13 protein-coding genes are annotated in these 14,917 nt (G+C 71.2%); 8 read left to right on the top strand and 5 right to left on the bottom strand.

Annotated features, from left to right (window positions below; genetic code table 11):
- Nucleotides 1-345: 345 nt before the first annotated feature.
- Nucleotides 346-507 (top strand): hypothetical protein, encoded by a 162-nt coding sequence (locus D458_RS36845; RefSeq protein WP_160168073.1) that lies wholly within the window; start codon nt 346-348, stop codon nt 505-507.
- A gap of 21 nt (nt 508-528) precedes the next feature.
- On the opposite strand, the gene D458_RS0128550 is transcribed toward D458_RS36845, so the two are convergent.
- From D458_RS0128550 to D458_RS0128530, 5 genes are all read right to left on the bottom strand, one after another.
- A complete protein-coding gene (locus D458_RS0128550) occupies nt 529-1,293 on the bottom strand; it encodes a type II secretion system F family protein (RefSeq protein WP_017590142.1) in 765 nt (254 codons plus the stop codon).
- 31 nt (nt 1,294-1,324) lie between these two features.
- Nucleotides 1,325-1,996: a type II secretion system F family protein gene (locus tag D458_RS0128545; protein WP_017590141.1), complete on the bottom strand. Its 672-nt coding sequence runs from the start codon at nt 1,994-1,996 to the stop codon at nt 1,325-1,327.
- Nucleotides 1,984-3,123 carry a TadA family conjugal transfer-associated ATPase gene (locus D458_RS0128540; RefSeq protein WP_026119769.1) on the bottom strand — a complete coding sequence of 380 codons (1,140 nt, stop codon included), beginning with the start codon at nt 3,121-3,123 and terminating at the stop codon, nt 1,984-1,986. Before D458_RS0128540 ends, D458_RS0128545 begins: the two co-directional genes overlap by 13 nt.
- Before the next feature lie 209 nt (nt 3,124-3,332).
- Nucleotides 3,333-4,505, bottom strand: coding sequence for a septum site-determining protein Ssd (ssd, locus tag D458_RS0128535; protein ID WP_017590139.1), 1,173 nt, complete (start codon nt 4,503-4,505; stop codon nt 3,333-3,335).
- A 970-nt stretch (nt 4,506-5,475) separates the two neighbouring features.
- A complete protein-coding gene (locus tag D458_RS0128530) occupies nt 5,476-6,288 on the bottom strand; it encodes a Fic family protein (protein ID WP_017590138.1) in 813 nt (270 codons plus the stop codon).
- Between the two features lie 203 nt (nt 6,289-6,491).
- Between D458_RS0128530 and acs the strand changes: the two genes are divergently transcribed.
- The 7 genes from acs to D458_RS0128495 all read left to right on the top strand — a co-directional run bounded on the left by acs (nt 6,492) and on the right by D458_RS0128495 (nt 14,452).
- The gene (gene acs, locus D458_RS0128525; RefSeq protein WP_017590137.1) at nt 6,492-8,462 is read left to right on the top strand and encodes an acetate--CoA ligase; all 1,971 of its coding nucleotides are present in this window, start codon (nt 6,492-6,494) and stop codon (nt 8,460-8,462) included.
- A gap of 215 nt (nt 8,463-8,677) precedes the next feature.
- The gene (locus D458_RS0128520) at nt 8,678-9,169 is read left to right on the top strand and encodes a phage holin family protein (protein WP_017590136.1); all 492 of its coding nucleotides are present in this window, start codon (nt 8,678-8,680) and stop codon (nt 9,167-9,169) included.
- A gap of 8 nt (nt 9,170-9,177) precedes the next feature.
- Entirely contained in the window at nt 9,178-10,110 is a 933-nt protein-coding gene (locus D458_RS0128515) for an alpha/beta fold hydrolase (RefSeq protein ID WP_017590135.1), read from the top strand.
- 7 nt (nt 10,111-10,117) lie between these two features.
- Nucleotides 10,118-10,633 carry a DUF309 domain-containing protein gene (locus D458_RS0128510; RefSeq protein WP_017590134.1) on the top strand — a complete coding sequence of 172 codons (516 nt, stop codon included), beginning with the start codon at nt 10,118-10,120 and terminating at the stop codon, nt 10,631-10,633.
- Between the two features lie 536 nt (nt 10,634-11,169).
- Nucleotides 11,170-13,608 (top strand): sodium-translocating pyrophosphatase, encoded by a 2,439-nt coding sequence (locus D458_RS0128505; protein WP_017590133.1) that lies wholly within the window; start codon nt 11,170-11,172, stop codon nt 13,606-13,608.
- 188 nt (nt 13,609-13,796) lie between these two features.
- Nucleotides 13,797-13,952, top strand: a complete 156-nt coding sequence (locus D458_RS36840; protein WP_017590132.1) for a hypothetical protein — start codon at nt 13,797-13,799, stop codon at nt 13,950-13,952.
- The gene (locus tag D458_RS0128495; protein ID WP_152521275.1) at nt 13,949-14,452 is read left to right on the top strand and encodes a SixA phosphatase family protein; all 504 of its coding nucleotides are present in this window, start codon (nt 13,949-13,951) and stop codon (nt 14,450-14,452) included. Before D458_RS36840 ends, D458_RS0128495 begins: the two co-directional genes overlap by 4 nt.
- Nucleotides 14,453-14,917 lie beyond the last annotated feature (465 nt).

Genomic DNA, 14,917 nt, shown 5'->3' with positions numbered 1-14,917 from the left:
GCGCCGCAGGAGGGGCCCGGGACAGGTCCGGCCGAGGGACCTCCTCGGAGCTGGGCCGGGGCACAGGGGCAGACGGAGGAGAAACCCCCGGAGTCCGCAGGGGCCGGACCCGCCGGGGAACCGGCGGCCCGGGCCTCCTCCGATCCCCCGGAGGCGATTGGACCCCCGGAGGCGACCGAACCCCCGCAGAGGAGCGGCCCGACCTCCCAGAGGCCGGACCCAGGTCTCGCGCCACCGGCTGACCGTGTCACCGCCACAGTTCCCGCGCCGCCGGAGGAGGCGGCCCCGGATCCGGTCGGGCACTTCGCCTTCGAGGACCCCGCCCGAGCGGGGACGGTCGGCCGTGTGGTCGGGACCGCATCCACCGCCCTGTTGCTTCTGCTGGGGACAGGCACCCTGATCCTGCGTCTGACCGTCGGCTGGCCGCGCTTCCCCGCGCGTTACCTGGGCCGCCGCCGTGAGAGGCGGACCGGGCAGCACGGAGGCGGCGGGCCGGGGGCTCTGTGAGCGGGAGGGGTCGCACACGGCTCAGCGAGACAGCGCCGAGGTGAGGAGCTCGGCGGCCATCGGGACCACCCCGATGAGGATGAAGGCGGGCAGGAAGCACAGACCCAGCGGGGCGACCACCAGCACACCCAGACGTTCGATCCGGGCGGTGGTCCGGGCCTTCAGCCGGCGGCGCAGATCCGCCACGTGCCGGTCGAGCAGGTCGGCCGCCGGAGCGCCGGTCTCGGCGGCTCGGGCCAGGTCCCGGCCGACCTCGACCAACGGCTCGGGCAGCGCCGACCGCTGCCAGGCCAGAACGGGTTCGGAGCCCAACCGAAGACGCTCGGAGACCGCGGCCAGCTCGGTGCCCAAACCGTCGCGGGCGGCCCGGGACACCGCGGTCAGGCAGGCCGGGACGGTCGCCCCGGCGCGGATGCCCGACGCGATCAGCCCGATGAGCACCGGGAGGTCGTCGGTGACCGGCAGCCGCTCGAGGCGCTCCCGGGCCCTCCGGGCGCGCAGCCACAGGAAGGCGCCGCCGCAGACCACGGCCACCGCGCCCACCGCGCCCAGCAGGGCCACCAGCAGGGCCGCGGCGCCGCTCCCGGCGAGCAGCCGGAGCCAGGGGCGCACTACCGGCCGCCGGGCGCCCTCGTCCGCCACACGCCCCCTCCCGCCGGCCCTCGCACCGGCCTCCGTGCCGGACCTCGCGCCGACCGCCAGGCCCGGTACCCGACGACGGTCCGAACCGCACAGGACCCACACCGCCGCCACCGCGCACAGCACGGTTGCCACCTCGAAGAACATCCCTCTCCCCTTCCTCCCGGGCCCCGTGCTCTCAGGGCACCGCGCTCCGGACCATCCGCAGGGTCCACCAGGCACCCACCAGGTCGAGCAGCACACCGAGGCCCAGGCAGAGCAGGCCCAGCGGTGTGGTGAACAGGAACACCAGCGGGGACCCGCCGAGCCCCGCGGACATCGCCATCCCGAGCAGCGGCAGCCCGCTCAGCACGAGCGCGGTGGTGCGCGGGCCCGCGGTCCTGGCGGACACCTCCTCCCGCTGTTCCTCGCGTTCGGTCAGGCTGACCGCCAGCGCGTCCACCACCCCGGCCATCCCCGCACCGGTCTCCGCCGCCACCTCCCAGCACGCCGCCAGGTAGGCCAGTGCCCACAGGTCCTCCTCCCGATCGGCCGCTCGGCGCAGCGAATCCGCGTCCGTGACCTCTCCCACCAGCGGACCGGCCTCCAGAGCCGCCACCCGCAACGCCACCTCCGGAGGCTGTCCGGCGCGGAGCTCGGCCGCCGTCACCCGGCACAGCAGGACCACGGCCCGCCGCCGGTCCGCCCCCTCGTTCCGGCGGTCGAGGAACGCCTGGAGCGAGGGCCGGGGGAGCCGTGGACGGGGCGCCGCGGGAAACAGCCAGGCCAGTCGGCGGCGTCCGGTGAGGGGCAGCGCCCACACCAGGGCCGCTGCCAGCGCGAACACCACCACAGGGGTCACCGGCGCCACCCCTGGCCCAGGCGGGAGATCACCTCCGCCACCCCCGAGTACTCGTGCCGACGCCCGTCCGGGGTGAAGGCCACCGCCGGTACTGCCCGCACCAGCCCGGAGTCCTCCTGGCGCAGGACCCGCACCTCGGACAGGCGGCGCCCCCGACCGTCCCTGACCAGGTGGACCACCAGGACCCTGGTGGCGGCGAGCTGGCTGTGCACCGCGCCCCGGCCGAGTCCGGCGGCGCACCCCATCGCCTCCACCCGGGCGGGCACGTCCTCGGCCCCGTTGGCGTGCAGGGTGCCGGCCCCGCCCCGGTGACCCGTGTTGAGAGCACCCAGCAAGGACACGATCTCCGGCCCCCGGGCCTCGCCGACCACCAACCGGTCCGGGCGCATCCGCAGCCCCTGGCGGACCAGCGACGCCAGTGAGACCTCCCCGCTGCCCTCGATGTTGGGCGGCCGGGTCTGGAGCCGAACCACGTGCGGGTGCTCGGGTCGCAGTTCGGGGGAGTCCTCGGCGAGCACGATCCGTTCACCCGGGTGCACCAGCGACAGCAGGGAGGAGAGCAGCGTGGTCTTTCCCGTGCCGGTACCGCCGCTGATCAGGAAGGGCACCTGTTGGGCGATCAGCGCCCGCAGCAGGTCCGCCCCGGAGGGGGTCAGGGTCCCGCAGGCGGTCAGCTCCTCCAGTCCGAACACCCTCCGGGGCGGCATCCTCAGGGACAGGCAGGCACCCTGGGGGGAGATCGGCGGCAGTACGGCGTGCAGCCGGGCCCCGTTCGGCAACCGGGCGTCCACGTAGGGCGCGGCCGCGTCGAGCCGCCGCCCTGCCTGGAAGGCCAGCCGCTGAGCGAGTCTGCGCACCTCGTCAGCGGAACCGAAGCGCACGTCGTTCACCCTGCGCAGCCCGTCCCCGGCGTCCACCCAGACCTGGTCCGGGCCGTTGACCAGGACATCGGTGACGTCCGCGGTGAGCAGTTCCTCCAGAGGACCGGCGCCGGAGAGGTCGGCGGCCAGTCTGCGGGTCATGGCGAGCAGTTCCCGGTCGCCCAGGGCCCCGCCCTCGGCGCGCAGCGCGGCCGCGACATTGGCCGGGGTCACCGGCACCCCGGTGGCCACGAACCTGTCACGCACCCGCTCCAGTACGGCGCTCTCGTCCCTGAGCGCGGCCGGGGGAACGGTCCCGGCCCGGGGTGCCCCGTCCGCCTGGGCAGCCCACCCCCGCCAGACACCCGGGTCAGGTCCGGGAGCCCGAGCGGCACCGAAGGCGGTCCGGTCGCCAGCGGGGTGTGCCGGCTGCTTGGGGTGGGCCCGCTCGGTCAGGCGTTCCCAGAAGGTCGTCCCCGTCCTGCTCACCGGGCCTCCCGCGCACCGACGAGGGCGCCGACGACCCGGTCGGCGTACCGCGCCAGCGGGGAGCGGGGGTGCTGTGCGGGGACGTCACCGACCCGCAGCAGCCGGGACAACCCCGGTTCCGGGGGCAGGTCGGCGCCGAGTTCGACCCCGAGGCTCTTGGCCACGACCTCCGTGGACAGGCCGCCCCCGGCCCCGCGCACCACCACCCGCACCCGGTCGGCCTCCTGCCGGAGCCGGTGGGTCATGCGGGCGGCGGACACCACCGAGTACACGTCGGCGGGGACCACCACGAGCACGAGCGCGGAGTGGTTGAGGAAGACCGTGGTGGCGGGGTCGAAGGACCGCGGCAGGTCCGCGACCACCAGGTCGGTGCCCCGTCGTGCGGAGGCCAGGACCGTCCGGGCCGCGCCGACGGGCAGCGGCCGCCCCTGTCCGGCACCGTTGCTCCGGGCCCAGGTCAGCACGTCCACACGGCCGACCTTGGGAAGGCCGTCCCGCAGTGTTCGCCAGGGCATCCGGCCGCGTTGCCGCAGCAGGTCGTCCCAGCCGGTCCGGGCGTCCGAGGCGGTGTGGTCGCAGCCGAGGTAGATGTCCGGTCCGCAGCCCAGGGGGTCGGCGTCGAGCAGGGCCGTGGCCAGCCCCGCCCGCTCACCGGCGAGGGAGAGCGCGACCGCGAGGAGGCTGGCGCCGGCACCGCCCCGGCCGCCGACGACGGACACCACGGGTGCGGGCGGCCGGTCGGACACCGAGGCGAACAGGTCGACGAGGGCGGACTCGTCCCGGGGGAGCAGGTGGGTGACGTTCCCGCCTGTTCCGGCCGTGACACCCGGGCCGGCTGTGGGGCCCGTGCCGACCGTGCCACCCGTACGGCCTGTGCCGCCGGTGCCCTCCACATGCTCTGCGCTGCCCGTGCCGCCGGTGCCGGACGGGGGCGCTCCGGAGCGGGCCACGACCGCCACCCTGGGGTGCGGAGGGGGTTCGGCGGCACGGAGGGTGCGGACCAGGTCGCGGCCGACCACGACGAGCGGGGCGCGGTCCCAGGCCCGCAGGGCCTGTTCGGGGCCGGGAGCGATGGTGACCTCGGCGGCGGCCGCCGAGGCGAGCCGGAGGAGGTCGTCGAGGAGGGCGGGGTCGGCGGTGGCGATCAGGGGTCGCTGCGGGACGTCCATCGGACCTTCCGGGGAGGGCGGGAACCTTCCCTTCCGACCCTCGCCGAACCGGGGGCGCGGCGGAAGCCACCATTTCCGATCTGTGGATAACTCCGTCGGCTCGGCGGGGGCGGACACCGCGCAGGCACGAGGAACAGAGACGAGAAAGGGGGCGGAGCGGCCCACCCGGCGGGCGGGACACACGTACGGGGGCTGTCGTGTGTCCCAGCCCGTCAGGCGAGACGGAGCGGATGGCGTCGGACGGACCCCGCAGGGGGGAACTGGGGGCCGACCGGTTCCGGCCTCGGGGGGACAGGCCGGAGTCCGCTCTCCTGGGAGAGGTTCGTCGGGAGCGGTCGTCCGATCCCGTACTCGCCCCGTGTGGGGCGCTCGAGTTCGCACTTCCCGCGAAGAACGATGGCTGTTCCGTTCCTTCGGCACAATGTCCGCATTGGCGGTCTGTGCCCATAAAGGCCGGGTAACCCGGGGATTTGGCCCGACGCTGTCGGTCCTTCGCTCAACTCCAGAACAGACGCTACCACGCGACGCTGTGTATGGGTTCGGGAATCCAACAGAAAAACTTCGGTCAACCACCTTTTCGGAGAAGGGTCCCCGGCGTACAAAGGAAAGCAGCAGGTGGCTTGAGACCCACCCCGACACAGAGGACGGGAACCCACGCTCCACTGGGCCCCATAGGGCCTGTCCAGGGCTGATGGAACCGACTTCCACCAGGTCGGACTAGAGATAGTGACGCTTGCTAACCCGCTCCTGTGGGTCGGAAACGGCGCCCCGGACCAAGGTCCGAGGCGCCGTTCGCCATGCATGTGCACAGGCGCGAAGCAATCGGGAAACATTCGCGAACGATCAAGTGTGATCGAAATGATATGCATCCGGCTGGCTACTTGTTAGTAAATAAACTACTTCGCAGGCCTGGGAGTTTTTCTCCGAACCAGTCGAACCCGGTCGACCCGTCCGGAGTGGTCCGCCCTGATCAGCCGCGCTTGAGCGCCTCGCACGTGGCCAACGAGTCCTGTGCGCCCGCCCGGACCGCGCGGCAGCAGTACACAACCCACTCGGCCACGCCCTCGGGGGTGCCGGCCATGTACCCGCGCAGGGCCGGGCCGTACTCGTCCTTCAGAGTCTGGTGCCCGAGCTCGGAGGTGACCAGGGACTTGGGGTCCAGGCCGCGCTCGACCAGCGTCAGCCGCTCGGCGGCGCGCGCCACGAGCCCGTCTCCCCAGCCGAACGGCCGGATCGCCATCAGCTCGCCGTGGACCAGCGCCGAGGTCACCAGGGCGGGGACCTTCGTCCGCGAGCCCAGGAGCGCGTACAGGCCCTCCAGCCGGGCAGTGGCCGCGGCGGCGCTCGGCGCGGGGCCGAGCTCGAGGGGGTCCTCGACCCGCTCGCCCTCCAGCCGCGGGCGGCCCAGAGCGTCCTCGGCCACGGCGTCGGCCGCGGCCAGGGTGTGCAGCCGCGCCAGCGCCTGCCGGGGTGTCCGGGGCCAGGTGTCCACCAGGGTGCCCAGCTCGCCGCCGATGCGCAGCGCGCCCTTGATCCGGGTGTCGTACACGTGCCCGTCACGGATCTCGTCCATCGAGACCTCGGCGCCCTCGAGCGCGGCCGACGCACACGCGCCGCGCAGCGAGGACTCCATGGACACGTCGCTGCTCCGGCGGCGCAGGATGCGGTGCCCCAGCAGCCGGTCGACCAGGGTCCGCGTCTCTTCGACCGCGTCGCTCACCCCCGGCAGTTCGGCGATCCGGAAGAGTGGGTCGGACAGGGAGGCAGAAGTCGATTCGCTCACGAAAAACAACACTACGCGTCGGTAACACCGTGTGCTCCACTGCCGTGCCGGGCACTACGGGACCGCTCGTCGCGGACCGGCGACCGTTCACCGACCGTTCGTCGCGTGCCCGGCCCCCACTGCCGATGGACGTCGCCCCGCCTGTTCACGCGGTATGGACCACATGATTAATTGGACTTATCGTCAACGTAAGGAGAATCACAGTGGCCGACAGCACTCCCCCGAGCCAGGAGACACTGTCCAACCTTCTCCACGAGACCCGAAGCTTCCCGCCGCCCGCGGACCTCGCCGCGAACGCCAACGTCAAGGCGGACGCCTATGACACCGCGGCGCAGGACCGCCTCGGCTTCTGGGAGGAGCAGGCCCGGAGGCTCCAGTGGGAGCAGCCCTGGGACACGGTCCTGGACTGGAACCCGCCCTACGCCAAGTGGTTCGTCGGCGGCAAGATCAACGCCTCCGTGAACTGCGTGGACCGGCACGTCGCGGCCGGTGTCGGTGACCGCGTGGCCCTCCAGTGGGAGGGCGAGCCCGGCGACAGCCGCAGCATCACCTACGCCGAGCTCAAGGACCAGGTCTCCCAGGCCGCCAACGCCCTCACCTCGCTGGGCGTGGCCAAGGGCGACCGCGTCGCCATCTACATGCCGATGATCCCCGAGACCGTCGTCGCCATGCTCGCCTGCGCCCGCATCGGCGCCGTGCACATGGTCGTCTTCGGCGGCTTCTCCGTGGACGCCCTCGGCCAGCGCCTGGACGACAGCCAGGCCAAGCTCGTCATCACGGCGGACGGCGGCTACCGGCGCGGCAAGCCCAGCGCCCTCAAGCCCGCCGTCGACGGCGCCGTCGCGGACCGCCCCGCGGTCGAGAACGTCCTCGTCGTCCGCCGCACCGGCCAGGACGTCGAGTGGACCGACCGCGACGTGTGGTGGCACGACGTCGTCGACACCGCCAGCACCGAGCACACCCCCGAGGGCCACGACGCCGAGGACCCGCTGTACATCATGTACACCAGCGGAACCACGGCCAAGCCCAAGGGCATCCTGCACACCACCGGCGGCTACCTCACGCAGGCCTCCTACACCCACTGGGCGGTCTTCGACCTCAAGCCGGAGACCGACGTCTACTGGTGCGCCGCCGACATCGGCTGGGTGACCGGCCACTCCTACATCGTCTACGGGCCGCTCTCCAACGCGGCGACCGTCGTCATGTACGAGGGCACCCCGGACACCCCGCACAAGGGCCGCTTCTGGGAGATCATCGAGAAGTACAAGGTCACCATCGCCTACATGGCGCCCACGGCGATCCGCACCTTCATGAAGTGGGGTGACGAGATCCCCGCCAAGTACGACCTGTCGAGCCTGCGCGTCATCGGCTCGGTCGGTGAGCCGATCAACCCCGAGGCCTACATGTGGTACCGGGAGAACATCGGCGGCGGGACGGCCCCGGTCGTGGACACCTGGTGGCAGACCGAGACCGGCGCGATCATGGTCAGCCCGCTGCCCGGTGTCACCGCGGGCAAGCCGGGCGCCGCGATGCGCGCCCTCCCGGGCATCGTCGCCGACGTGGTGGACGAGGAGGGCAACTCCGTCCCCGACGGCGACGGCGGCTTCATCGTCATCCGGGAGCCCTGGCCGTCCATGCTCCGCGGCATCTGGGGCGACGACCAGCGCTACAAGGACACCTACTGGTCGCGCTTCGAGGGCCTCTACTTCCCGGGCGACGGCGCCAAGAAGGACGAGGAAGGCGACATGTGGCTGCTCGGCCGCGTGGATGACGTCATGCTCGTCTCCGGCCACAACATCTCCACCACCGAGGTGGAGTCCGCGCTGGTCTCCCACCCCAAGGTCGCGGAGGCCGCGGTCGTGGGCGCCGCCGACAAGGTGACCGGTCAGACCATCGTCGGCTTCGTCATCCTGCGCGGCGGCCTGGAGGAGGTCCCCGAGGACCTGGTCCAGGAACTGCGCAACCACGTCGGCACCTCGCTCGGCCCCATCGCCAAGCCGACCCGGCTCCTCGCGGTGCCCGAGCTGCCCAAGACCCGCTCGGGCAAGATCATGCGCCGCCTGCTGCGCGACATCGCCGAGGAGCGGGCGGTCGGGGACACCTCGACCCTCACCGACTCCTCGATCATGGACGTGATCGCCAAGCAGTTGCCCTCCGTGAAGAGGGGCGACTGACCCTTTCCCTGCCACACCGTCCCCCGCCCGCCGTCCGGGCGGGGGACACCACGGCGCCCCGCCCCTTCCGAAGGGGCGGGGCGCCGTTCCCGCTCACCCGCGTGACGAAACCGAACCCCGTTGTTTTGCGTGCCGTGAGAGACATGAGTGGGAGGGCATGTGCGAGGATGCGGAGGATCATTCACGTGTACGGACCGAGAGAAGGGAACTCCACGATGGTGGACAAGCCGGGTGCCGGCCAACCTGGCGCTGCCAGCGATTCCGAGCGTTCCATCGGTGCGCTGGTCTCCGACGCCACCGACAACCTCTCCCGCATCGTGCGGCTCGAGATCAAGCTCGCCAAGCTCGAAGCCAAGGCTGACGCGGTCAAGATCGGCAAGAGCCTCGGGGAGTTCGGGGCCGCCGCCTTCTTCCTCCACCTCGTACTGATCCTCTTCTCGGTCACCGTGGGCCTCTTCCTCGCCGAGGTGTTCGGGTGGGCCTTCTGGCTCTCCTTCCTGACCGTCACCGGCTTCTACCTGCTGATCGCCGCCGTCCTCATCCTGATCGCCGTGATCAACCTGAAGCGCCGCCAGGGCCTGGCCCGCACCGCGGTCACCACCTCGCGCCTCATGGGGATCCTGCGCGGCGAGGTCCGACCGCCCAGTAGCGGCAGCAACGCGGGGGCTACCGCGGTCAGTGACACTTCGGCGTCCACCCACAGCTAGTCACCCCGGTGCTGGACGAATCGGCCGCCTACGTCGACGGTCCCTGGACCCACCGGACGGTCAGTGCCGCCGGCGCCCGGTTCCACGTGGCCGAGCTCGGCGAGGGACCCCTCGTCCTCCTCCTGCACGGCTTTCCCCAGTTCTGGTGGGCCTGGCGCGCCCAGATGACCGGGCTGGCCGAGGCCGGTTACCGGGCCGTCGCGGTCGACCTGCGCGGCTACGGGGCCAGTGACAAGACACCGCGCGGCTACGACCTGGTCGGGCTGGCCCAGGACATGGCGAGCCTGGTCCGCGCGCTCGGCGCCGCGGACGCCGTCGTGGTCGGCCACGGTGTCGGCGGACTCGTCGGATGGACCATGACCGCCTACCACCCGGGCGGGGTACGCGCCCTGGCCGCTGTCTCCGCCCCCCACCCCCGGCGTGCGGCACGGGTCCTGTTCTCCGGAGGCCCGGGCGTCCGGCACATGCTCCGCGCCCAGTTGCCGATCCTGCCGGAACACCGCCTCCTCGCCGACGGCTGTGTCCGTGTGGGAGAGCTCCTGGACGAGTGGTCCGCCCCGGGCTGGCCGGACCGGGAGGCGCGGGAGCGCTACCGGCTCGCGTTCTCGATCCCGAAGGTCTCGCACTGCTCCCTGGAGTACCACCGCTGGATCTTCCGGTCGCGCTGGCGTGCGGACGGATTCAGGTACGGGAACCGGATGCGGCGGCCGGTCCGGATCCCCGTGCTCCAACTGCACGGTTCCCTGGACCCCGTGTGCCCGCCCGAGACCGCCCGTTCCTCGCGGAAACTGGTCTCGGGGCCGTTCCGGTGGGCGGCCGTTCAGGGCGCCGGGCACTTCCCGCACGAGGAGCGCCCGCACGAGGTGGAGGCGGCTCTCGTAGGGTGGTTGCGGGAGCTCGACAGCGAACACCTGACGGCGAACGACGGCGAACGGCGGTGAGGCACGTATGACCATGAGACCTCGGCCCGGTGCGGACGGCGTCCGCGACCGCAACGAGACCGGTCAGGCGCAGAACCAGCGACCGAGGGACCGCTACGGCCGCCCCATGCTGCACGGCAGCACGGGTGAGGTCGACCGTGTCCCCGACGACGCGGTGTTCACCGTGGAGGAGGGGATCGCCGAGGCGCAGCGCCTGCTCGACGGCGGGTTCGCCTTCACCGCGCACGAGGTGCTCGAAGCCGTGTGGAAGTCCGCTCCCGAGCCGGAGCGGGAACTGTGGCGGGGGCTCGCGCAGACAGCGGTCGGCGTCACCCACGCCCAACGCGGCAACCGGGTCGGCGCGGCCCGCCTGCTCAGGCGCGGCGCGGACCGGGTGGAGGTCTTCGGCCCGGACGCCCCGCACGGTGTGGACGTGACCGGTGTGGCGGCCTTCGCCCGAGGGCTGGCCGACGACCTCGACTCCGGACGCGCGAGCTCGGGTGACGGGATCGACCCCTCCGGGATGCGGTTGCGCGGCGCCTAGCTCTGCGTCTGTGCCGCCCTGGCGGCGTCTCGGCTCCTGGTGCTCCAGGGCTTCCTGAGGCATGTGTGGAACCTGGGGCCTAAGGGACAACTTCCCCTTTTGTGCTGCTTGCGTGCTTTAACGTTAACATCGAATTAATGCATTATACGAGATCATGTGCGGCCGATGATGTCGATAAAGGCATTTATGTGATTCCCGGGATCACCGTGAGATCACATCTTTAACCACTCTTGGGTAAATGCCGAACCGGCCCTCTGCTTTATTCCTTTCCGTGCGTAGAATCCCCGGATCACCGTCCGCGCGTGTGTGACTGCGGGCGGCGTGCACCACACAGAAAGGTGGCACTGCTTCGACCCCTGCAAGCGTGCCGTCGAGCCAGTTCAGAAGCCTTCCGAACGGCGGTACGTCCACGGCGGTGCGCGGCACCGGAGCCCACGGGGCAAACGTTCCGCACACCTTCGACGAGGGGCCGAAATGGACGTGCCCGTCTCAAGGAGGACGGATTGTCTGGGCTCAACCTCGCCACTCAAGGTGGCATGGCACTAGCGCTCGAGGGGAGGGACCTCACCCTCGTCATCATCGTCATGGTGGTCGCGCTTCTCGCGCTCGCCGTCGCGGGAATGCTGGTTCGTGAGGTCCTCGCCGCCGGTCAGGGCACCGAGCGAATGCGCAACATCGCGGTCGCGGTCCAGGAAGGAGCCGCGGCCTACCTGAAACGGCAGTTCCGAACCCTCGCGGTGTTCGTCGTCGCCATCCCCCTTCTCCTTCTCCTGCTGCCGGCGGACAGCTGGGCCATCGCCATCGGGCGGTCGGTCTTCTTCGCTCTCGGCGCGCTGCTCTCCGCGGCCACCGGGTTCATCGGCATGTGGCTCGCGGTGCGCGGCAACGTCCGGGTCGCCGCTGCCGCGCGGGGCGGCACCGAGGGCGACAACCACAACGCCATGCGGATCGCCTTCCGCACAGGCGGCGTCGCCGGCATGATCACCGTCGGCCTCGGCCTGTTCGGCGCCGCGCTCGTCGTCATCCTCTACCGGGGTGAGGCGCCCATCGTCCTGGAGGGCTTCGGCTTCGGCGCCGCGCTCCTGGCGATGTTCATGCGTGTCGGCGGCGGCATCTTCACCAAGGCCGCCGACGTCGGCGCCGACCTCGTCGGCAAGGTCGAACAGGGCATCCCCGAGGACGACCCGCGCAACGCGGCCACCATCGCGGACAACGTCGGCGACAACGTCGGCGACTGCGCGGGTATGGCCGCCGACCTCTTCGAGTCCTACGCCGTGGTCCTCGTCGCCTCGCTCATCCTCGGCCGGGTCGCGTTCGGCACCGAGGGCCTGGTCTTCCCGCTGCTGGTCCCGATGATCGGTGTGCTCACCGCGATCATCGGCATCTTCATCGTGGCGCCCAGGGCCAAGGACAAGTCCGCGATGACCGCGATCAACCGCGGCTTCTTCATCTCCGCGGCGATCTCCGCCGTCCTGGTCACCGCGACCGCCTTCTGGTACCTGCCCGGCAGCTTCGACGAGTTGAACGGGGTCAGCGAGAGCGTCCTGGCCGAGATCGCCGAGGCCGGCACCAACCCCGACCCGAGGTTCATCGCGGTCGCAGCGGTGCTCATCGGCCTGGTGCTCGCCGCCGCCATCCAGCTGCTCACCGGCTACTTCACCGAGACCGACAGGCGCCCGGTCAAGGACATCGGCGAGAGCTCGCAGACCGGTGCCGCCACCGTCATCCTGTCCGGTATCTCCGTGGGCCTGGAGTCCGCGGTCTACTCCGCCCTGCTCATCGCGGGCGCCGTGTACGCGGCGTTCCTGCTCGGCGGCGGCTCGATCACCCTGAGCCTGTTCGCCGTGGCCCTCGCCGGAACCGGGCTCCTGACCACCGTCGGCATCATCGTCGCGATGGACACCTTCGGTCCGGTCTCCGACAACGCCCAGGGCATCGCGGAGATGTCCGGGGACGTCGAGGGCAAGGGCGCCGAGATCCTCACCGGCCTCGACGCCGTCGGCAACACCACCAAGGCCATCACCAAGGGCATCGCGATCGCCACCGCGGTGCTGGCCGCCACCGCCCTCTTCGGGGCGTTCCGCACCTCGGTCCAGGAACAGCTCAGCCTCGCCGGGCTGGACCCCGACTCCTTCTCCCTCTCCATCGACCAGCCGGACGTGCTCGTCGGCGTCATCATCGGCGCCAGCGTCGTGTTCTTCTTCTCCGGCCTGGCGATCATGGCGGTGGGCCGCGCCGCCCAGCGCGTGGTCCTGGAGGTGCGCAACCAGTTCCGCACCCGCCCGGGGATCATGGACGGCACGGAGAAGCCGGAGTACGCGCGGGTGGTCGACATCTGCACCAAGGACTCGCTGCGAGAGCTGGTCACCCCCGGCCTCCTCGCGGTCCTGGCCCCGATCGCGGTCGGCTTCGCCTTCGGGTACGCCCCGCTCGGCGCCTTCCTCGGCGGCGCCATCGCCGCCGGTGTGCTCATGGCGGTGTTCCTGTCCAACTCCGGCGGTGCCTGGGACAACGCCAAGAAGCTCGTGGAGGACGGCCACCACGGCGGCAAGGGCTCCGCCGCCCACGAGGCCACGATCATCGGTGACACCGTCGGCGACCCCTTCAAGGACACCGCGGGCCCGGCCATCAACCCGCTGTTGAAGGTGATGAACCTCGTCGCCCTGATCGTCGCGCCCAGCGTGGTGCTCTACGCGGACAACGTCGCCCTGCGGGTCGGCGTGACCGTGGTCGCCGTCGGCGTGCTGGTGGGTGCGGTGCTCTGGTCGAAGAACAGGGGTTCGGGTACGGAGACCGACCTCGCCGAGATCGGCGGGAACTCCGCGCCCCAGGACGCCCCCGAGGCCGGTGACGGTGGCGCCGTCACCGAGGACGGGGAGAAGGCCGGGGCCGACGACGGCACCGGCCCGGAGACGGAGAGCAAGGACGGGGACCGCAAGGAGGAGGCCCGGGCCGGAGACGCCGGCAAGGGCTGACACCCACCTCGCCGAACGGCGCAGGGCGCAAATGACGTCCCTTCGTCCGACCCTCGTGGAACCGAACACGCGGCCGCCCGGAGCACTCCGGGCGGCCGCGTCGCGGTCTGGGCGGACGGTGCCCCGGGTGGGGCCGACGAAGTCCCGGTGGGGGCGGAGCGGCCGGCCCGGGGGGCGCACCTAACCTGGTGTCGCAGGTCGAGCAGTCGGCGGGCCAGGAGAAGGCCAACGGTCAGGGGAGTGGTGCAGCGGTGTCGGGACTGAAGGGTTTGTTGGTCATCGTGGGGGCGATGGTGGGCTTCATGGTCCTGCTCGCCGTGGTCGCGACGGTGTTGACGTCATGAGTGCGGATACGGGCACGGACAAGAGCCGGACGCTGCTGTTGATGCGCCACGCCCAGGCCGAGGAGGGCTACGGCGTCACGGACTACGACCGTGAACTCACCGACAAGGGGAGGAGGCAGGCCGAACGGGTCGGTCGCCTGCTCTCCGAGCGGGGGTACGCGCCGGACCACGTCATCTGCTCCGCCGCCAAGCGGACCCGCCAGACCCTGGACGGCGTCCTGGGTGCCATGGGCCCTTCCGTGCGGCCGGAGATCGACTACGCGGAGACCGCCTACCTCGCGGGGGCGGACGAACTCCTGGAGCTCGTCAACCAAGTGGACGCCGACGCGAGCACGGTCCTGGTGGTCGGACACAACCCGACCGTCGCCCAGGTGGCCGCGTCCTTCGTGGGGAGCGAGGCCCTGGTCGCCTACTCCCCGGCGACCGTGGCCGCCGTGGAACTCGAGGTGGAGTGGCTGTACGCCGCCCCGGGAACAGGCGCCGGCAGCATCCTCGACTGATCGCCCGAGGCGATCCGTCAAGATGTGATCCAGGACACGCTCAGAAGCGTTTGCGTCGCCCCGAAGCGAGGGGTAATGTTCTCCGAGTCGCCTCCGACCGGCCCAAGGCCGCGAGGGGGGTCAGGATCTTCTCGATCGAAACGAACGCGGGTTCTCCGTGAGCGTGATCGGATCTTCGATTTCAGACACTCTCCGAAACACACCGGTTCGAGCACTGCTCGGGCCATGTAAACTCAGAGAGTTGCTCCGAACAGACCAGCGCGAACAACGCGGTGAAAACACCGCGAAGGAAACGCTAGACTGGGAAAAGCAAAACGGGCTTTACCCCGATCTGGTTCACACAAACCGCCGATTTGGCGGGGCGCGGAACACCTGATAAAGTAAAGACACAACGAAGCGGGCCGGTCGCGAAAGCGACTGAAACGCAGAAAGCCTTCCACGGAAGAGCAGACAGAACACTGGTTC

Origin of the sequence: Nocardiopsis ganjiahuensis DSM 45031 (assembly GCF_000341085.1) — a bacterium.
Taxonomy (GTDB): domain Bacteria; phylum Actinomycetota; class Actinomycetes; order Streptosporangiales; family Streptosporangiaceae; genus Nocardiopsis; species Nocardiopsis ganjiahuensis.
Note: the sequence above shows the minus strand (reverse complement) of the source record. Positions and strands in the feature narration are given on the sequence as shown.